General features: G+C 67.5%; 19 protein-coding genes and 1 tRNA gene. 3 read left to right on the top strand and 17 right to left on the bottom strand.

The genetic code is table 11. The features are described from left to right. Positions 1-377: 377 nt before the first annotated feature. From Tchl_RS00785 to Tchl_RS00770, 4 genes are read right to left on the bottom strand one after another with little or no spacing between them, the layout of a single operon-like run. Positions 378-716 (bottom strand): hypothetical protein, encoded by a 339-nt coding sequence (locus tag Tchl_RS00785; RefSeq protein ID WP_146060797.1) that lies wholly within the window; start codon positions 714-716, stop codon positions 378-380. 58 nt (positions 717-774) lie between these two features. Further along, a complete protein-coding gene (locus tag Tchl_RS00780) occupies positions 775-1,737 on the bottom strand; it encodes an HD domain-containing protein (RefSeq protein ID WP_075146724.1) in 963 nt (320 codons plus the stop codon). Beyond that, positions 1,730-3,034 (bottom strand): Arm DNA-binding domain-containing protein, encoded by a 1,305-nt coding sequence (locus Tchl_RS00775; RefSeq protein ID WP_075146723.1) that lies wholly within the window; start codon positions 3,032-3,034, stop codon positions 1,730-1,732. Before Tchl_RS00775 ends, Tchl_RS00780 begins: the two co-directional genes overlap by 8 nt. After that, positions 3,027-3,260 (bottom strand): hypothetical protein, encoded by a 234-nt coding sequence (locus tag Tchl_RS00770; protein WP_075146722.1) that lies wholly within the window; start codon positions 3,258-3,260, stop codon positions 3,027-3,029. The genes Tchl_RS00775 and Tchl_RS00770 overlap by 8 nt, the downstream gene beginning before the upstream one ends. A 148-nt stretch (positions 3,261-3,408) precedes the next feature. Between Tchl_RS00770 and Tchl_RS00765 the strand changes: the two genes are divergently transcribed. Further along, positions 3,409-3,627, top strand: coding sequence for a helix-turn-helix domain-containing protein (locus Tchl_RS00765; protein ID WP_075146721.1), 219 nt, complete (start codon positions 3,409-3,411; stop codon positions 3,625-3,627). A gap of 142 nt (positions 3,628-3,769) precedes the next feature. Here the strand turns inward: Tchl_RS00765 and Tchl_RS00760 are convergent. Continuing rightward, positions 3,770-3,846, bottom strand: a tRNA-Arg gene (locus Tchl_RS00760). A gap of 146 nt (positions 3,847-3,992) precedes the next feature. On the opposite strand from Tchl_RS00760, the gene Tchl_RS00755 reads away from it, so the two are divergent. Further along, the gene (locus Tchl_RS00755) at positions 3,993-4,454 is read left to right on the top strand and encodes a c-type cytochrome (protein WP_075146720.1); all 462 of its coding nucleotides are present in this window, start codon (positions 3,993-3,995) and stop codon (positions 4,452-4,454) included. A gap of 145 nt (positions 4,455-4,599) precedes the next feature. Here the strand turns inward: Tchl_RS00755 and Tchl_RS00750 are convergent, their stop codons facing one another. Continuing rightward, positions 4,600-6,597 (bottom strand): UvrD-helicase domain-containing protein, encoded by a 1,998-nt coding sequence (locus tag Tchl_RS00750; RefSeq protein WP_075146719.1) that lies wholly within the window; start codon positions 6,595-6,597, stop codon positions 4,600-4,602. A gap of 302 nt (positions 6,598-6,899) precedes the next feature. Here Tchl_RS00750 and Tchl_RS00745 point away from each other — a divergent pair, with 302 nt between their 5' ends. Continuing rightward, entirely contained in the window at positions 6,900-7,547 is a 648-nt protein-coding gene (locus tag Tchl_RS00745; protein WP_075146718.1) for a pentapeptide repeat-containing protein, read from the top strand. Between the two features lie 78 nt (positions 7,548-7,625). Here the strand turns inward: Tchl_RS00745 and lipA are convergent, their stop codons facing one another. The 11 genes from lipA to Tchl_RS00690 all read right to left on the bottom strand — a co-directional run bounded on the left by lipA (position 7,626) and on the right by Tchl_RS00690 (position 18,498). Further along, the gene (gene lipA, locus Tchl_RS00740) at positions 7,626-8,573 is read right to left on the bottom strand and encodes a lipoyl synthase (protein ID WP_075146717.1); all 948 of its coding nucleotides are present in this window, start codon (positions 8,571-8,573) and stop codon (positions 7,626-7,628) included. Positions 8,574-8,668: 95 nt separating this feature from the next. Next, positions 8,669-9,337: a lipoyl(octanoyl) transferase LipB gene (gene lipB, locus Tchl_RS00735; RefSeq protein ID WP_075146716.1), complete on the bottom strand. Its 669-nt coding sequence runs from the start codon at positions 9,335-9,337 to the stop codon at positions 8,669-8,671. Further along, entirely contained in the window at positions 9,334-9,618 is a 285-nt protein-coding gene (locus Tchl_RS00730) for a YbeD family protein (RefSeq protein ID WP_075146715.1), read from the bottom strand. The genes lipB and Tchl_RS00730 overlap by 4 nt, the downstream gene beginning before the upstream one ends. Next, complete coding sequence (locus Tchl_RS00725) at positions 9,608-10,471, bottom strand: D-amino acid aminotransferase (RefSeq protein ID WP_103893889.1); 864 nt, start codon at positions 10,469-10,471, stop codon at positions 9,608-9,610. Before Tchl_RS00725 ends, Tchl_RS00730 begins: the two co-directional genes overlap by 11 nt. Positions 10,472-10,476: 5 nt before the next feature. Then, entirely contained in the window at positions 10,477-11,604 is a 1,128-nt protein-coding gene (locus tag Tchl_RS00720) for a D-alanyl-D-alanine carboxypeptidase family protein (RefSeq protein WP_075146714.1), read from the bottom strand. 120 nt (positions 11,605-11,724) lie between these two features. Next, positions 11,725-12,855, bottom strand: a complete 1,131-nt coding sequence (locus tag Tchl_RS00715; RefSeq protein WP_075146713.1) for a septal ring lytic transglycosylase RlpA family protein — start codon at positions 12,853-12,855, stop codon at positions 11,725-11,727. 24 nt (positions 12,856-12,879) lie between these two features. Next, positions 12,880-14,022: a rod shape-determining protein RodA gene (rodA, locus tag Tchl_RS00710; RefSeq protein WP_075146712.1), complete on the bottom strand. Its 1,143-nt coding sequence runs from the start codon at positions 14,020-14,022 to the stop codon at positions 12,880-12,882. Beyond that, complete coding sequence (mrdA, locus tag Tchl_RS00705; protein ID WP_075146711.1) at positions 14,019-15,977, bottom strand: penicillin-binding protein 2; 1,959 nt, start codon at positions 15,975-15,977, stop codon at positions 14,019-14,021. Before mrdA ends, rodA begins: the two co-directional genes overlap by 4 nt. A gap of 12 nt (positions 15,978-15,989) precedes the next feature. Continuing rightward, entirely contained in the window at positions 15,990-16,511 is a 522-nt protein-coding gene (gene mreD, locus Tchl_RS00700; protein WP_075146710.1) for a rod shape-determining protein MreD, read from the bottom strand. A 2-nt stretch (positions 16,512-16,513) separates the two neighbouring features. Beyond that, complete coding sequence (mreC, locus tag Tchl_RS00695; protein WP_075146709.1) at positions 16,514-17,386, bottom strand: rod shape-determining protein MreC; 873 nt, start codon at positions 17,384-17,386, stop codon at positions 16,514-16,516. A gap of 68 nt (positions 17,387-17,454) precedes the next feature. Beyond that, the gene (locus tag Tchl_RS00690; protein WP_075146708.1) at positions 17,455-18,498 is read right to left on the bottom strand and encodes a rod shape-determining protein; all 1,044 of its coding nucleotides are present in this window, start codon (positions 18,496-18,498) and stop codon (positions 17,455-17,457) included. Positions 18,499-18,606 lie beyond the last annotated feature (108 nt).

The following is an 18,606-nucleotide window of genomic DNA, read 5'->3' as shown; positions in this document are numbered from 1 at the left end:
CCACTGGCATGTCTCACTGCAAGCTTGCAGGGCTTTGAGCTCCCGGAAGGATGTGCACTCCCTCTTTCTTCGCAGCCCCTGCCGTTTTTAGCTTGACGCCCCCAATACCCATCCGTTCTGGTTTGTTCATAACGCAGATTTGATTTCAGTCCTTCGCGCCGACTACGTAGGGCCGTCCGCGCAGGTGTGTGTGAAAGCGCCCGAAGCCTGCCTCGACCGGCGAGCGCCGTGCCATGAGCTCGATCTGCCCCGAGAGCCGGAGCTCGGGCCATTTGGAGCCCGGGTGATCACAGACGAGGTGTATGTGGAAATCGAACTGTTGAGGCGTCACGGGCTGAGCCTTCGGCGGATCGCCGCCGAGGCGGGGCGGGCTGCAATCATCTGATGGCGAGACTCACGATTTGCGGTGCCGCCAGTTCGACCTTGTATGCACCACTGTCGGTTTCAATCGTCACCTGAGCCATCCTGCCGTGCTCAGGCGCGCGAAACCTGGTACGCATGACGCAGAACGTCGCCCCCTCGATGCGCTCGACCTTCCCTCCGTGGTACTCGATCACCCTACAGGCCGTTTCGGCCAGGATCAGCTGACCATCGACAGGCTGCATGTCATACCAGGCGGCCAGCACGGCGACGGCTAACGCCCCCACGAATGCAAGAGGGAAGACCCGATCGGCCCAAGGCCGGTGTGATGCGTTGTTCGACTGCTGTTCGGTCATGATCTGCTCCATTCCAATGACTCGCTGGCCTCGTTCTTTGCCAGCGGGAGGCGCTCATTCAGACGCTTGTCCCAACCACGTAGGGTTGTCCGCGCAAGTGGGGATGAAAGCGCCCGAACCCTGCCTGGGCCGGCGAGTGCCGCGCCATCAGCTCGATCTGCCCCGAGAGCCGATCCGCGGCTGAGAGCAGGATCGCGTCGAGCGTGCAGGGCTCGCGCAGCCCGAGCCACTCCGGTGCGCCGCGTGCGCTCGTGAGCGCGTGGATCAGGCCGACGTAGTGGGGCTCGGGGATGCAGATACGCGCGCTGGCGACGGCCGCCGCGATCCACTCGATGATGGTGTGGCGGTGGCCGATGAGCTTGCCGCGTGTCGTCATCTTGAGGCCGCTACCTCGGAGGCAGTACTCGTCGGCTTTACCCGCGTCATGCAGCAAGGCCGCCATCAGGAGCACGTCCGGGCAGGCGAGCGCCTGGTTTTCGGCCATCTTGAGCGCCTGCTCCGCCACTTCCAGCGTGTGGCGGAGGTTGCCGTGCGCGCCGCTGTGGTGCCCTCTCAGCGAACTCGCGCCGAGCAGGTAGCGGTGCAGTCGCGACGCGTCCCAGAAGATGGCGTTAAACAAGTGCTGGAAGTGTGGCGGCAAGCGATGCCACAACGCACTGGCACGACTGACCAGCGCGCGCTCCTGCACCCAGGCTGTCGGAATCGTCTGGAACAGATCGACACTCGCCTCTGGGCGCTCGAGCACCGCGAGGCGGCTGATGCGTACCGCACCCCCCAGACTCTCGGGCCTGCCAAGCCAGCGGATCGACACTAGGCTGCCGACGCCGAGCCGGGCGTCGACCTTGCGCGAAGGCCACTCGACCATCAGGCTGGCGCGCTCGTGAAACAGCACCGCGCGGTTCAGGGCATAGTGATTATCGAGCGGCAAACGGCTGATCGATTCCACACGAAAGATCGGTGGCAGCTTCGCCACCACGTTGTCCGGAGCAGCGGAAGGGATGGGCAGGTGCTGTTCAGTCATGATGCTCTCCTTCATCGGCCTGTTCGGCGACCGACTCGGTTTCCGGCACGGTGTTTTCGTCCTGCCCGGTTTTCACCGGCAAGGTCGTGCCCAAGGTCTGCGTGATGAGTCGCTCGAAGGCCGAGCCGTCACGCCGCGTCAAGTTGGGCACGTAACGCGAATACACGCGAAAGAGCATCTCGGTGGTGGTGTGCCCGAGCTGGCGGGCGATCCACTCCGGCGCCTCGCCGCTGGCGAGCCACAACGTCGCCGCGGTGTGGCGACACTGATACGGGCGGCGCTTCTTGAGGTTGAGGTGTCGCAACAGCGGATACCACACCCGGTTCGTGACGTTCTTGTGGTCGAGCGGAGTCCCCAGCCGGTTGCAGAACACGAACTTGCTGAGCTTGCCTGTGGCTTCGAACTGCGCCTTGAGTGCATCAAAGACCAATTGGCTCATCTGGATGTCGCGCTGGCTGCCGTCGGTCTTGGTGTATTCCTCCTCGCCACCCACCACGGTCTCGCGAACCAAGATCAGGCGGTTCTCGAAGTCGACGTACTTCCACTGCAAACCATCGATCTCGCCCGTGCGCATGCCGGTGAAAAAGCGCACGGTGAAGTAGTGCTTGAAATCGGGCCGCACGGTGTCGAGGACCTGCTTCACCTCGGCGAGCGTGAAGGGGTCGACATCGGTCCGCTTCGTCTTGAGCTGTTTCACGCTGTCGAACGGCGTGCGAAAATCAAAGCGGTCGGCCGCTTCATTGAGGATTTGCCTGAGCGGGTTCAACATCTTGTTGATCCTTGCCGCAGACAGTTTGCTTTGCTTGCCTTTCGCGGTCGCTTTGCCGAGCTCGGCGCGATAGGCAAGAACGTCCGCCTTGGAGATCTGGCCGACCTCCTTCTCCCCAAACTTAGGGATCAGCGCGCGGTCCAGCTCCCGGCGGATCGTCGTACGGTACGAGCGACGCCACTCCACCTCTTTCTCGGCGTACCAGGTCTCGGCGAAGTCCTTGAAGAGCGGCGTGCTCGGGACGCTGGCTGCCGCCGACGGCAACGCAACCACAGCAGCGGTTGCCGACCCGACCATCCCTCCAGGGGCTGGATCGAACTTCGCGGCGTTCTTGCTGCCGGGGAAGAAGCGGCGGTAGTCGAAGGTGCCGGCGGCGATGTCGGCCTCGATGCGGTCAAGCACCTTCTGCAAGCGCTTGCGGTTGGCAGCGGTGTCGGTCAAGGTGGTCTGCTCGCGGCAGCGCACGTCCTGGTAACGAAAATCCAGGAACAGCATCCCGTTGTCCTTTCTGGCGCGAATGCTAGCCATGGCAGACACCTCCATTTGCCATCGGAATCGCGAAGGCGCTTTCGGAGGTGGAGCCCATATCACGCTCGATGTGCTCCCAGATGTAGAGGATCTTGCGTCCTCCAAACGGGCGGATGTAGTGCGTCCCCTCAAGGAGCACGCTGTCTTTCAGGCGCTCACGAATCGTTCGCGGGTCATACTTGATCTTGCCGGACAACTCGTCGGTGGTCAGATAAGTCAGTGACATGACATTCTCCAGTAGTTAAAATCTCACAGAACGACAGAAAGCCTTCTAAAAGATCTTTTTGTCACTCTGAATGACATTCTAGGGCGTAAAACACCCTTGTCAAGGGCTTTTTGTCATTCTGAATGATATTTAACTCTGCGAGACGACAATGGTTCGCTGCCACCTCTCACGCCTGATGGGCGAGCACAAGATGAAGATCGCTGATGTCGCTCGTGAAACGGGTCTGCACCGCAACACGATCACGTTGCTCTACAACGAAACCGCAAATCGGGTTGACCTTGAAACCATCGATCGCTTGTGCGCTCTGTTTAGATGCACCGTTGCTGAGTTGTTCGAGTACATACCCGACTCAACGAGCGCCGTATAAGGCGCGGCAGGCAAGGGTCTAAAAGGCAGCACCCTACGCCGGGTACCTGAAGGAGTGGGCACGGCATAGGCGCGAAATGGGCACAGGATGGGCACAAAAGAAAATGGGCTAGGCCCGTAAAGACCTAACCCATTGAATTTTATGGCGCGCCCGAGACGATTCGAACGTCCGACCCCTGCCTTCGGAGGGCAGTACTCTATCCAGCTGAGCTACGGGCGCGCGGGTCGCGCGGCTTGCTGCGCGCGAGGCCGGCAAGCATATAACGCTTCGCCGGCAAAGTCCATGGCGCGCTGCCACAACGGGGTAGCGCCCGTTATAATCCCGGCTTTCGCCTTGCGCCGTACAACAAATCAAAGGAACCGAGCATGCCCAAGCCCCACGCTCCGCGCCCCAACCGGCGGCCCGCCCGCCTTGCCCTGCCCCTTGCCGCGGTGGCCGCTGCCGCAGTGCTGACCGCGTGCGGCAAGCCGGACGCGATCGACCCCGAACTCAGCGCCTCGCTGATCCAGCCCGTCGCCCGCCTCGAAGTCCAGGCGGTCACCGTCGCCCCCGGCAACCGGACCGGCGAGCAGATCTACACCTCGCTGTGCACCGCCTGTCACGACACCGGTGCGGCGGCCGCACCGAGGGCCGGCAATGCCGACGAGTGGAAGCCGCGCCTGGCGCTCGGCCTGGACGGCCTGACCGCCTCGGCGATCGCCGGCAAGGGGGCGATGCCCCCGCGCGGTGGCGGCAGCGACCTGACCGACACCGAAGTCAAGCGCGCGGTGGCCTACCTCGCCAACACCGCCGGCGCCGGCTACACCGAGCCGCCGGTCGAACAGTAAGGCAGGGCGGCGCCGGCCGCCTCCGCAGCAAAAAGGGCAGCCATGCGCTGCCCTTTTTGCTGCCCGCCTTCCTCGGCTCCTGCCCACGTCACCCTCACCCCACGGCGGCACTGCAATCGTCCGAAGGCGGCCCGAAGGACGCGGCTCAGCCGCCCTGAGTACCGCGTCCCTCGAGCATCGCCATCAGGTTGGCCAGCCGCGCCTTGCCCTCTTCCTTCGACACCGGCGCGGCGGTCTTGCGGTCGTTGAGCTTGATGTCGCCGCCCATCTCGGCGATGAAGCGGCTCGGCTCGCAGGGGCGGAACTCCTTGCCCGACTTGCGCCGCTCGCACCAGGTGAGGTTGAGGCTACGCTGGGCGCGGGTAATGCCGACGTACATCAGGCGGCGCTCCTCCTCGACCTTGTCCTCGTCGATGCTGCTCTGGTGCGGCAGCAGGCCTTCCTCGACGCCGACGAGGAACACATGGGGGAATTCCAGCCCCTTCGAGGCGTGCAGGGTGGCGAGCTGGACGCCGTCGAAGTCGGGGTCGTCCTTGTCGAGCATCGACATCAGCGCGATCGTCTGGGTGAGCTCGATCAGGTTCTTGCCGTCCTCCTCGCCCTTCTTGCCCAGCCAGCCGACGAAGTCGCGCACGTTGTTCCACTTCGACTCAGCCTCGCGCGTGTCGCAGTGCTCGAACAGCCAGGCCTCGTAGCCGATCGCGGCGAGCAGGTCCTCGAGCAGCTGCGCCGCCGGCTCGCGCGGCGCGCGGTACTGCAGGCGGTTGATGTAGGCGGCGAATTCGTGCACGCCGGCGAGCTGCTTGGCGTTCAGGTGCTGCGCCGCACCTTCCTCGAACACCGCAGCGAACAGGCTGATGTGGCGGCGCCCGGCGTAGGCGCCGAGCGCTTCCAGCGTGGCCGCGCCGATGCCGCGGCGCGGCGTGGTGATGGCGCGGATGAAGGCGAGGTCGTCGTCCTCGTTGGCGAGCAGGCGCAGCCAAGCGATCAGGTCACGGATCTCGGCCTTGTCGAAGAAGCTCTGCCCGCCCGACAGCACGTAGGGGATGCGCTGGTTGCGCAACTGCTGCTCGATGATGCGCGCCTGGTGGTTGCCGCGGTAGAGCACGGCGTAGTCCTTGAAGCGGGTGCGGTGCTCGAACTTGTGCGCGGCGATCTTGGTCGCCGCCCACTCCGCCTCGTGCTCGGCGTCGCGGCAGTTGGTGACGACGATCTGCTCGCCGGTGCCGTGCTCGGACCACAGGCGCTTGTCGAACAGCTTCTCGTTGTGGGCGATGACGGTGTTCGCGGCTTCCAGGATGCGGCGCGAGGAGCGGTAGTTCTGCTCGAGCTTGATCACCTTCAGCTTCGGGTAATCGGTCTGCAGCAGCTTCAGGTTCTCGACGTCGGCACCGCGCCAGGCGTAGATCGCCTGGTCGTCGTCGCCCACTGCGGTGAACGCGCCGCGCACACCCGACAGCAGGCGCAGCAGCCGGTACTGGGCGCGGTTGGTGTCCTGGTACTCGTCCACCAGCAGGTAGCGCAGCTTGTTCTGCCAGCGCTCGCGCACCTCGGGGTGGGCGTCGAACAGGCGCACCGGGAGCGCGATGAGGTCGTCGAAATCCACCGCCTGGTAGGCGCGCAGGGTGCGCTCGTATTCCTTGTACAACTTGGCAGCGACCGAGGCGATCTCGTTGTCGGCGAGCTGCGCCGCCTCCTCGGGCGTGATCATCGCGTTCTTCCACGACGAGATCTGCCACTGCATCTGCTTGGCGATGCCCTTGTCGTTGTCGCCGGCGACATCGGCGACAATCTGAACGGTGTCGGAGGCATCGAGGATGGAGAACTGCGGCTTCAACCCGCAGTGCGTGGCCTCCTGGCGGATGATGCGCACGCCCAGGGCGTGGAAGGTGCACACGGTGAGCCCCTTCGGCACCCGCCCGCCCATCAGGTGGGCGACGCGCTCCTGCATCTCCTTCGCCGCCTTGTTGGTGAAGGTGATCGCGGCGATGTTGGTCGGGCCGATGCCGCACTCGTTGATCAGGTGCGCGATCTTGTGCGTGATCACCCGCGTCTTGCCGCTGCCGGCGCCGGCGAGCACCAGGCAGGGGCCGTCGAGGTAGCGGATCGCTTCGCGCTGCGGGGCGTTGAGGAGGGCGGACATCGTCGGCGGCACGGAAAAACGAAGCCACCCGGACGGGTGGCGGAGCGTAATTCTAGCCGATCGTCCGCACCGGGTCCGCCGGCGTTACAGATCGGCGCCACCGCTCCGGCGGGGTCGTCGCATCGACCGCGGCAGGCGCCACAGGTGACAAGGCGCGGGGTCTCGCGCACAATCGGCGCGCATCCAGAGGTGGTCGCGCCCGCAGCCTCCCTGCCGTGATCCGCGCTGAAACTGGAGCCTGTCGCCGAACCCGCCCGCTTCCCACCTGTCGGACCATCGACCGAACCCGCACTCCATCGCCCATGCCCAAGACCCGCGCCGCGCTGCTCGCCACCCTGTCCGCCATGGCCCTGCTCACGCTGCCGCTGCCCGCCGCGGCCCAACGCGCGGGCAATGTCGGCGGCTGCGACATCCGTCGCGGCACCTTGTGCACCAACATGAATCTGAACGGAGCCGATCTGGCGGGTGCGAATCTGGCGAATTCGCAATTTTCCCGCTCCGATCTATCGGGTGCCGATCTGCGCCGCGCGACGCTCGACGAGGCCAACTTCTCCCAGGCCGAGATGGCGGGGGCGCTGCTGGATCAAGCTTCGATGCTGCGCACCAACCTGCGCGGCGCCCGCCTCGCCGGCGCCAGCCTGAAGGGCGCCAACCTGCGCAACGCGATTCTGCAGAACGCCGACCTGCACGATGCCGACCTCGGCGGCGCCCAGCTCGGGGGTGCGGATCTGACCAATGCGCGCGCGCAAGGCGCCCACTTCGACGCCGCCGACCTGCAACGCGCCAACCTGCGCGCCGCCAAGCTGGCGGGGGCGTCCTTCATCGGCGCCAAGCTGCAAGGCGCCAACTTCACCCGCGCCCAGCTCACCAACGCCGACCTCACCGGGGCCGACATCGAGCAGGCGATCTTCCTCAACGCACAGACGGACGGCTGCAAGGGCTGCCCCTGAGCCTCCCTCTGCCGGACGGGCCGACTGGACACGGCCGAGCCTGCGCGGACGCAGCGAGCGCGGGGCTTGTCGTCTTGCTCAGACCACGCCGGCGCCGTGGGCCTGCTGGTCGGCCCAGTAGCTCGAACGCACCATCGGGCCGCAGGCGGCATTCTTGAAGCCCATCTTCAGCGCTTCGGTCTCGAACATCTTGAAGGTGTCCGGATGTACGTAGCGCAGCACCGGCAGATGGCCGGTGGAGGGCTGCAGGTACTGGCCGATGGTGAGCATCTCAACGTCGTGCGCGCGCAGGTCGCGCATCACCTCGAGGATCTCGTCGTCGGTCTCGCCGAGGCCGACCATCAGCCCCGACTTGGTCGGGATTTCGGGGTGGCGCGCCTTGAACGCCTGCAGCAGCTTCAGCGACCAGGCGTAGTCGGCACCGGGACGGGCCTGCTTGTACAGGCGCGGCACGGTCTCGAGGTTGTGGTTCATGACGTCGGGCGGGGCGGCGTCGAAGATTTCCAGGGCGATCTCCATGCGGCCGCGGAAATCGGGCACCAGCACTTCGATGGCCGTCTTCGGCGAGGCGGCGCGGGTCTCGCGGATGCAGTCGACGAAGTGCTGGGCACCACCGTCGCGCAGGTCGTCGCGGTCGACCGAAGTGATCACCACGTAATTGAGCCGCATCGCGGCGATGGTCCGCGCCAGCTCAGCCGGCTCGGCGGCGTCGAGCGGCGCGGGACGGCCGTGGCCGACGTCGCAGAAGGGGCAGCGCCGGGTACAGATGTCGCCCATGATCATGAAGGTCGCGGTGCCCTTGCCGAAGCACTCGTGGATGTTCGGGCAGGAGGCTTCTTCGCACACGGTGTGGAGCTTGTGCTCGCGCAGCGTGGACTTGATCTCGTTGAAACGCTCGGCTTCCGTGCCGGCACCGAGCCGGATGCGGATCCAGTCGGGCTTTTTCAGGCGCTCGGCGGGAACGATCTTGATCGGGATGCGGGCGGTCTTGTCGGCGCCGCGCTGTTTGCGAACGGGGGTTTCCATGGTCGCTGTTCTCTGTGGGTTCCGGTGGGAAAGCGGTGTTGCCGGACGAGGGTGGTCGAACGACAGTGTTCGGTCGGGGGTGGCCCGAGCGCGGATTATGAACCGGGCGGCGCCGCTTCGACAGCCTGGGGCGGCGGCAGCAGCGCCAGTAAATGGCCGAGCAGGCGTTCGCCCACCGCCGCCACATCGTCGGCGACGCCGAAATCGTGCATGCGGACCGTCTTGAGGCCGGGATAGCCGCAGGGGTTGATCCAGCCGAAGGGGGTGAGATCGGCATTCACGTTGAGCGCCAGGCCGTGGTAGCTGCACCCCTTCCGGACCCGCAGGCCGAGCGCGGCGATCTTGTCGCCGGCGACGTACACCCCGGGAGCGCCGTCCTTGCGCGCGGCCGCAATCCCGTAATCGGCCAGCGTGTCGATGATCGCCTGCTCCATCAGCAGCACCAGCTCGCGCACTTTGAGCGCGCGCCGCGGCAGGTCGATCAGCAGGTAGGCGACGAGCTGGCCGGGGCCGTGGTAGGTGATCTGGCCGCCGCGGTCGATGTGCACCAGCGGGATGTCGGCCGGGTTCTGCAGCAGATGCTCGGGCTTGCCCGCCTGACCCAGGGTAAACACCGGTGGATGCTGGAGCAGCCAGACTTCGTCCGCCGTGCCGGCGTCGCGCCCGGCGGTGAACGCGCGCATCGCCTCGAGCGTGGGGGCGTAATCGACCATCCCGAGGCGCTTGATCACGCACGACGCAACGCCCGCGCCGCCTGCGCTCACAGCACCACCTTGACCATCGGGTGCGCGGTCAGCTCGCGGTACATCGAATCGACCTGGAACTGCGACACCGCACGGAACGTGCAGGTCACCGCGAGGTAGTTGCCCTTGCTCGACGGGCGCATCTCGGCGCCGGCAGGGTCGAAGTCGGGAGCGTGGCGCAGCACGACCTCGATCACCGCCTGGGCAAAGCCGTCCACCCGCGCCCCCATCACCTTGATCGGGAAGTCGCAGGGAAATTCGAGCAGGCTCTGGCGCGTCCGCGCGCCTTGTTCATCCGCCATTTCGCATTACCGTCCGTTTGAAGTCCTGGTACCAGCCATGCATCTGCCGTGCCATCGGGCCGGGGCTGCCGCTGCCCACCGGGCGCCCGTCGAGGGTGGTGATCGGCAGCACCTCCTTGGTCGACGAGGCCATCCACAACTCGTCGGCGGCGCGCACTTCGGCTTCGAGCACCTCGCCCACCGCGTGGCGCAGGCCGTGAGCGCGGGCCAGCTCGAGGACCACGTCGTAGGTGATGCCGGGCAGCATCAGGTGACTCTTCGGCGGCACCCGCAGCACGCCGTCCCTGACCACAAAGATGCTCGAAGCCGCGCCTTCGGTCAGGAAGCCGTCGCGGAACAGCACGGTCTCGGCGCAGCCGTGGTCGATCGCGTGCTGGCGCAGCAGGCAGTTGGCGAGCATCGACACCGTCTTCAGGTCGCAGCGCAGCCAGCGGATGTCGGCGGCACTCACCGCGGCCACGCCGCGCGCGAGCTGATCGGCGTCCGGCGCCGGCAGCGGCTCGCTCATCAGGAACACGGTGGGCTTCACCTCCGGCCCGGGGAAGGCGTGGTTGCGCTTCGCGTCGGCGCCGCGCGTCACCTGCAGGTAGACCGACTGGTCTTCCCACGGGTTGCGCGCGACCAGTTCGGCGACGATCGCCTTCCATTCGGCCGCCGGGTGGGGGTTGTCGATCCGCATCGCCGCCAGCGTCGCCGCCAGGCGGGCGATGTGCTCGTCGATGCGGAAGGGCCGCCGCGAATACACCGGAATCACTTCGTAGGCGCCGTCGCCGAACAGGAAGCCGCGGTCCATCGGCGACACCCGCGCCTCGGCCAGCGGCAGGTAGGCGCCATTGACGAAGGCGATGCTGATCGCGCTCACAGCTGCTTGAACAGCATCACGATCGCATCCCACAGGCGGCCGAAGAAGCCCGCCACCGGCACCTCCTGCAGCGCCACCACCGGGTACTGTCCGGCCGGCTTGCCATCCACGGTCAGGGTCAGGGTGCCGACCTCCTGGCCCTTGTCGAGCGGCGCCACCAGTGGCTGACGGCTCTCCAGGGTGACCTGGATCTTGTCCGCCGCCTCCTTCGGCAGCGAGATCACGAAGTCCTGGGCGAAGCCGACCGGCAGCTCGTTGAGCTGGCCTTTCCACACCCGGAACTGCGACAGCGCCTCGTCGGCCTTGTACAGCTTGACCGTTTCGAAGAACTGGAAGCCGTAGTTGAGCAGCTTCAGCGACTCCTGCGCGCGCACGGTGTCGGAGGCCGCGCCCAGCACCACCGAAATCAGCCGGCGCGGGCCGCGCTCGGCGGTGGACACGAGGCAGTAGCCGGCGGTGCTGGTGTGGCCGGTTTTCATGCCATCGACGGTCGGGTCCATGTACAGCAGGCGGTTGCGGTTGGGCTGGCGGATGTCGTTGTAGGTGAACTCCTTCATCGAATACAGGCTGTAGTACTCGGGGAAGTCGCGCACGATCGCACTGGCCAGGCGGGCGAGGTCGCTGGCAGTGGTGTACAGCTGCGGGTCGGGCAGGCCGGTGGAGTTGGTGAAGTGGGTATTGACCATCCCCAGGCGCTGGGCTTCGCGGTTCATCAGCGCGGCAAAGCCCTCTTCGCTGCCGGCGATCAACTCGGCCAGGGCGACGCAGGCGTCGTTGCCCGACTGCACGATCACCCCCTTGATCAGCTCATCGACGGTCACCGGCTTGCGCGGCTCGATGAACATCCGCGAGCCTTCCATACGCCAGGCGCGCTCGGACACCGGCACCACCTGCTCGGGCGTGATCGTGCCCGCCTTCATCGCGGCGAAGGTCAGGTAGGCGGTCATCAGCTTGGTCAGCGAAGCCGGCTCGATGCGCGCATCGGGGTCCTTCGCCGCCAGGGTCTGGCCGGTGGCGTGATCGATCAGGACCCAGGCGTTGGCGGCCAGCGCCGGCGGCGGCACCGACTGCGCGAGCGCGCCCAGGGAAAACAGTGAAACGAAAACCGCGATCAGAAAGCGCATGGCAAAACCCGGGCAAGGTGAAAGAAAAGAGGCGATGGCGGCCGATTATAGGCGCCACCCGGAAGCAGGCCAAAAACCGAAAGTCTTTGTTGCAACCCCATTCGCGATCCCCGCACGCACTCAGCGCACGATCACCAGCGGCTTGAGCTTGAGCAGCGCAGCCATGCGCTCGGCGGCACTGCGCGCCGCGGCGACGCTGTCGTAGGGGCCGGCATGGAGGCGGAAACGCTCGCCGTCGGTGAACACTTCGAAGCGCTCGGCGAGGGAGGCGGCCTGGGTCTGCACCGCATCGCGGAAGCCTTCGGCGTTGGCATAGGAGGCGAAGGCGCCCAGCTGCAGGAAGATGCCGCCGCTGGCCGAAGCGATCGGCGGTGCAAGCCCGACCGAGGTGCCGCCGGGCGCGATTCCGTCCACCGCCGCCGCAGCCTGGGCGACGGCGGGGTCGGGCAGCGCCAGCGGCGCCAGCGCGCGGGGCGCCGCGGCGGGCGCATCCGCCGCCACCACGCCCTCGTTGGCGCGCGCCGGCAGCGGCGGCACCGGCCGGGCGCCGGCCACCAGCGGGGCCTCGTCGGGGAGGATCTGCTCGACTTCGACCTGGGCGCTGCCGGCGTTGACGTAGCCCAGCTTGTAGGCCGCGGTGTAGGACAGGTCGATGACCCGTCCGCGCAGGAAGGGGCCGCGGTCGTTGACCCGCACCACCACCGTGCGGCCGTTGTCCAGGTTGGTGACCCGCGCGTAGCTCGGGATCGGCAGCGTCGGGTGCGCCGCGGTCATCGCGTACATGTCGTAGGGCTCGCCGCTGGAGGTCGGGTTGCCGTGGAAGCGGCGCCCGTACCAGCTCGCATGGCCGCGCTGGCGGAACGGGCGCAGCTCGGTGGCGGGGACGAAGCTCTGCCCCATGACGTGGTAGGGGCGGTTGGCAAAGCGGTGCAGGGGCTCGGCGCGCGGCGCGGCGTCGGGCACCGCGTCGAGGTTGTCGGGCGGCGCCTCGTCCGGGCCGTCGTCCTTGTAGTAGCCGCCACCGCGCCGGGGCGTGGCCGCCGCCGGAGCGTCGGCACGCGGGGCGGGGGCGGCCGCGGCGTCACCGGGAGCGCGCAGCGGCGCGGAGCCGCAGGCCGACAGCAGGGCGGCGGCGGCAGCCACCCCGAGCGCGGGGGCGAGCCGGGTCCAGGCAAAAGACCGGAATGGCCCGCGAGGCAGCTGCGGTCCATGGGCGGCGGGCGGCGGCAGGGCGGCAGGTTCGCAACTCATCGTTATTCTCTCTCGGTTCGGCACTCAGCCCTTGTCGGCAAAGCGGCTGCGCTGGATGCTCATCAGGATACCGATCCCCAGACACAAGGTGACGAGCGCAGTTCCACCGTAGCTGATGAAAGGCAGCGGCACCCCCACCACCGGCAGGATGCCGCTGACCATGCCCATGTTCACGAAAGCATAGGTGAAGAAGATCAGCGTGATCGCGCCGGCGAGCAGGCGCGAGGCGTGAGTGGGGGCCGCCGCCGCGATCGCGAAGCCGCGCAGCAGCAGCACGGCATAGGTGGCGAGCAGCACGAGCGTGCCGAGCAGGCCGAACTCCTCGGCCAGCACCGCAAAGATGAAGTCGGTGTGGCGCTCGGGAAGGAAGGCGAGGTGGGTCTGGGTGCCGTCCATCCAGCCCTTGCCGGTGATCCCGCCCGAACCGATCGCGATCGTCGACTGGATGATGTGGAAACCCTTGCCGAGCGGATCGCGGGTGGGGTCGAGCAGGGTGCACACGCGCTGCTTCTGGTATTCGTGCAGCACCTGCCAGTCGACTTCGGGCTGGCACAAGGTGTCGCCGAAAGCGACGATCGAGCCCAGCCCGATCACCCCCGCCACGAGCAGCGGAATGATCAGCTTCCACGACAGGCCGGCGAAGAAGATCACGTACAGCCCGGAGGCGGCCACCAGCAGGCTGGTGCCGAGGTCGGGCTGGACCACGATCAGGCCGACCGGCAGCGCCAGCAGCACGCCGGCGAGGACGAAGTCGATCGCACGGGTCTCACCTTCGCGCTGCTGGAAGAACCAGGCCAGCACCAGCGGCATCGCGATCTTCATCAGCTCGGAAGGCTGGATCCGCGTCACCCCCAGGTCGAGCCAGCGCTGCGCGCCTTTCGACACTTCGCCGAACAGCTCCACCGCGACCAGCAGGATCACGCCGAGGGCATAGAGCGGGACGGCGAGCGCGAGCAGGCGCTTCGGCCGCAGCCAGGCGAGCAGCCACATCCCGGCCAGCGCCACGGCAAAATGGACGAGCTGGGTGTCGACGCGCTCGGGCGAGGCGCTGCGCATCAGCAGGTGGGCGTAGCCGAGCAGGGTCGCCAGCACCAGCACCAGCACCGGGTCGAGCGGGCGCACCAGGGCGCGGACCAGGGCGAAGGGGTTGAAGCGGGGTTCGTTCACGGCACGCTCCGGGAAACGTCGGGCGGCGCGGCAGCCGGCGGCGCAGGCACGGTGGCGGCTTCGTCCTCCACCGCCTCGCCGCTTTCCGTGTCCTCCTTCGCCGGAGCCGCGGCGCGGCGCTCGAGCAGGTAGTAGTCGAGCACCTGGCGTGCGATCGGCGCTGCCGACTGGGCGCCGAAACCGCCGTTCTCCACCAGCACGGCGAGGGCGATGCGCGGGTTTTCCGCCGGAGCGTAGGCGACGAACCAGGAATGGTCGCGCAGGCGCTCACGCACCCGGCCCTCGACGTAGCGCTGGCCGCGCAGCGAAAACACCTGGGCGGTGCCGGTCTTGCCGCCGACGGTGTAGGGCGCGCCGTGGAAGGCGCGGCGCCCGGTGCCGCTGCGGTTCACGTCAACCATCGCGTCGAGCACCGACTTGAGGTGCGCCTGGCGCAACGGGATCTGGCGCAGCGGCGCGGGTTCGATCACCCGCCGCGCGCCGCTGCGCGGGTCGACCACGTGCCGGACCACGTGCGGGCGGAACAGCCTGCCGTCGTTGACCAGCGCCGCCAGCGCGTTGGCAAGCTGCAGCGGGGTATACGCGTTGTAGCCCTGGCCGATGCCCACCGAGATCGTCTCGCCGGCGTACCAGCGCTGCTGCTCCGCCTTGCGGAAGCGCTCGCGCTTCCATTGCGGCGAGGGCAGCACGCCGGCCGCCTCGCCCGGCAGGTCGATGCCGGTGCGCGCGCCGAAGCCGAACGGCGCCAGGAAGGCGGCGATGCCGTCGATGCCCAGATCGTTGGCGAGCTGGTAGTAGTAGGTGTTGCACGACTCGACGATCGACTTGTGCAGGTCGACCATGCCGTGGCCGCCGAGCTTGTCGTCCATGAAGCGGTGGCTGCCGAAGTTGAAATAGCCGACATCGTGGATCGCCTGCTTTGCCGTGCGCTTGCCGCTCTCGAGGCCGGCCAGGGCCATGAAGGGCTTGAAGGTGGAGCCCGGCGGATAGGCGGAATAGATCGCGCGGTGGAGCAGCGGATGGTCGGGCGAGTCATTGAGCGCCTTCCAGTCCTGGGTGGAGATGCCATCGACGAACAGGTTGGGGTCGAAGCTGGGCATCGACGCCAGGGCGAGGATGCCGCCGGTGGCCGGCTCGATCGCCACCAGCGCGCCGCGACGCTCGCCGAAGGCGTTCTCGGCGACGCGCTGGAGTTCGACGTCCAGCGTCAGCTCGAGGTCGTTGCCGGGCATCGCGGGCGTGCGCGACAGGGCGCGCACGGCGCGGCCGCCGGCGTTGACTTCGACCTGCTCGACGCCGGTGGTACCGTGCAGCTCGGCCTCGTAGGACTGCTCCAGCCCGGCCTTGCCGATGTGCTGGGTGCCGCGGTAGTTGGCGGTCTCGCCGCGCTCCTCGATGCGTTCGATGTCGCGCGGGTTGATCCGGCCGATGTAGCCCAGCACATGCGCCGCGGTGCTACCCTGGGGATAGTCGCGCAGCAGGCGCGCCTTCACGTCCACGCCGGGCAGGCGGTAGCGCTGCGAGACCACGCGGGCGACCTCCTCGTCGTTCAGGCGGCTGCGCAGCGGCACGCTCTCGAAGTTGCGGCTCTCTTCGAGGAGCTTGCGAAAGCGGCGGCGGTCGCGCGCCTCGATCGGCACCAGCGCGGCCAGCTCATCGAGGGTGGCATCGAGATCGCGCACCTGCGAGGGGGTGATCTCCAGCGTGTAGGTGGCGTAATTGCGCGCCAGCACGACGCCGTTGCGATCGATGATGGCGCCGCGATGCGGCACCACCGGCAGCAGGGCGATGCGGTTGTCCTCGGCGCGGGTGAGGAAGTAGTCGTGGCGCTGCACCTGAAGAACGTAGAAGCGCAGCGCGAGCAGGCCGAAACACAAGAGCACGAAGACCGCCGCCGCCAGAACCCGGAGGCGGAAGCGGGCGAGTTCGGCGGCAGGCGCGCGGAACGCGGTCACCGGCAGCGGCCCTCAGATCGGGCGGTTGTCATCGCGCTCCACCGGCTGGTACTGCGGCAACAGCAGCAGCAGGGACAGCGGCGTCCACAGCGCGGCGCCGCTGAAGCTCGACAGGAAATACGACCAGCCTGGAAACTCGGCTCCGGCGAGCAGGCGCACCCCCACCATCAGCGCCTGGCTCAGCAGCAGCAGCGGCAGCACATGCACCGCCTGCTGCCACGGCGGAAACCAGAGCACCCGCCGCGCCAGGCGGTTGGCGAAATAGGCCAGCACCACGTAGGCGAGCGCATGCTGGCCCATCGCCGCGCCCAGCCCGACGTCGACCAGCAGGCCGAGGATGAAGCCGGTGCCCATGCCGATGCGCAGCGGTTCGCGCACGCACCAGAAGGCCAGCACCAGCGCCACCCAGCCCGGCAGCCCGGGCAGGCGCCCGGTGGGGATGTATTCGAGGCCGAGGGCGACGAACAGGCTCAGGACCACGAACCAGAGCTTGACCGGCAGCAGGATCCGACTCGAACGATGGGTGGGCTGCATGTTCAGCGCCCCTCCCCGGTTTCGGGCGGCGGCGGCGGATAGGCTGCGCGGCCGATCACCAGCACGTGCACGCTGCGCTCGATCGCCGCCAGCGGCGCACATTCGATGCGGGCGAAGGCGTCGGCATCGCGGTCCACGCTGAGCACGGTCGCCACCGGCAGGCCGGGAACGAAGACGCCGTCGAGGCCCGAAGTGACGAGTTGGTCACCGGGCTGGAGATCGACATCGGCGAGCGCGTGGCGCATCTCCAGGGTGCCGCGGCCATTGCCGTAGAGCACGCCGCGTACGCCGTTGCGCACCACGCTGACCGGAATCGCCTGCTCGCGGTCGGTGAGCAGGGTGACTTCGGACTGGATCGGATGAACGCGGCTGACCTGTCCGATCACGCCCTGCGCATCGACCACCGCCAGCCCGGCCTCGACCCCCTGCTGCGCACCGCGATCGAGGATCACCTTGCGCGCGAAGGGGTCGGGCGCGTTGTACAGGATCTCGGCGGCGATGCTCTTCACCCCGACGCGCTGCGACATCTGCAGCAGTTCGCGCAAGCGGGTGTTTTCCTGTTCGAGCTGCTCGAAGCGCAACAGGCGCTCGCCGGCACCGAGCTGATGGCGGCGCAGCTCGGCGTTCTCGAGCTGGACATCGATCAGGGTGCCGAAATAGCGCGCGGCGTTGCGCACCACGTCGGCCGGCGTCGCCGCGGCCATCTGCAGCGGATAGGTGATCACCGACAGGGCGTTGCGCATCACGTCCAGGTAGCGGAAACGCAGGTCCGCCACCAGCAGCACGAGGCAGACGGCGACGAACAGGAACAGGCGCACCAGCGGTGCGGGTCCGCGCCGGAAGATGGGAGGAGGCTGATGGCCGGAGAAAGACATCCGCGAAGCCGGGAGCCGTCAGGTTGTGCGGGTTGGCAAGGCCCCGGCGGGCAGGCCGGGGCGGCGCATCACTCGGAGGTGAAGATGGAAGCGAGCTTGTCCATCTTGTCGAGCGCCATCCCGCAGCCGCGCGCGACGCAGGTCAGCGGCTCCTCGGCGACGACCACCGGCAGGCCGGTCTCTTCCATCAGCAGACGGTCGAGGTCGCGCACCAGCGCGCCGCCGCCGGTGAGCATCATGCCGCGATCGGCAATGTCGGCGCCGAGCTCGGGCGGGGTCTGCTCGAGGCCGATCTTGACCGCAGAGACGATCTGGTTGAGCGGCTCGGTGAGCGCCTCGAGGATCTCGTTGGACGAAATGGTGAAGCTGCGTGGGATGCCTTCGGCGAGGTTGCGGCCCTTGACCTCCATCTCCCGCACTTCGGAGCCGGGAAACGCCGAGCCGATCTCCTTCTTGATCTTCTCGGCGGTGGTCTCGCCGATCAGCATGCCGTAGTTGCGGCGGATGTAGTTGACGATGGCTTCGTCGAACTTGTCGCCGCCGACGCGGATGCTGCCCGAGTACACGATGCCGCCGAGCGAGATCACCCCCACTTCGGTGGTGCCGCCGCCGATGTCGACGACCATCGAGCCGGTCGCGTCCGACACCGGCAACCCGGCGCCGATCGCCGCCGCCATCGGCTCCTCGATCAGGAACACCTGGCTGGCGCCGGCGGCGAGCGCGGCGTCGCGGATCGCGCGGCGCTCGACCTGGGTCGAGCCGCAGGGCACGCAGATGATGATCCGCGGGGAAGGCGACAGCAGGCGCGAGTCGTGCACCTTCTTGATGAACTGCTTGATCATCTGCTCGGTGACGACGAAGTCGGCGATCACGCCGTCCTTCATCGGCCGGATCGCGGTGATGTTGCCCGGCGTCTTGCCCAGCATCTGCTTGGCCGAGTGGCCGACCGCCTGGATCGAGCGCTTGGAGTTGGGCCCGCCTTCGGTGCGGATCGCCACCACCGAAGGTTCGTCCAGCACGATGCCCTTGCCACGCACGTAGATCAGGGTGTTGGCGGTGCCGAGGTCGATCGCGAGATCGTTGGAGAAATAAGAGCGCAGGAAACCGAACATGAAACCTTCCGAAGCCGGTGGATGTGTTTATCGCGTGCCGTTTGCCGCGTGCCGCATCGCGAGCGCCCGTCCGCTACCGCCAAGCGCTGCAGCCCCGGACGGGGCAAA

Source organism: Thauera chlorobenzoica (assembly GCF_001922305.1).
Classification (GTDB): domain Bacteria; phylum Pseudomonadota; class Gammaproteobacteria; order Burkholderiales; family Rhodocyclaceae; genus Thauera; species Thauera chlorobenzoica.
Note: the sequence above shows the minus strand (reverse complement) of the source record. Positions and strands in the feature narration are given on the sequence as shown.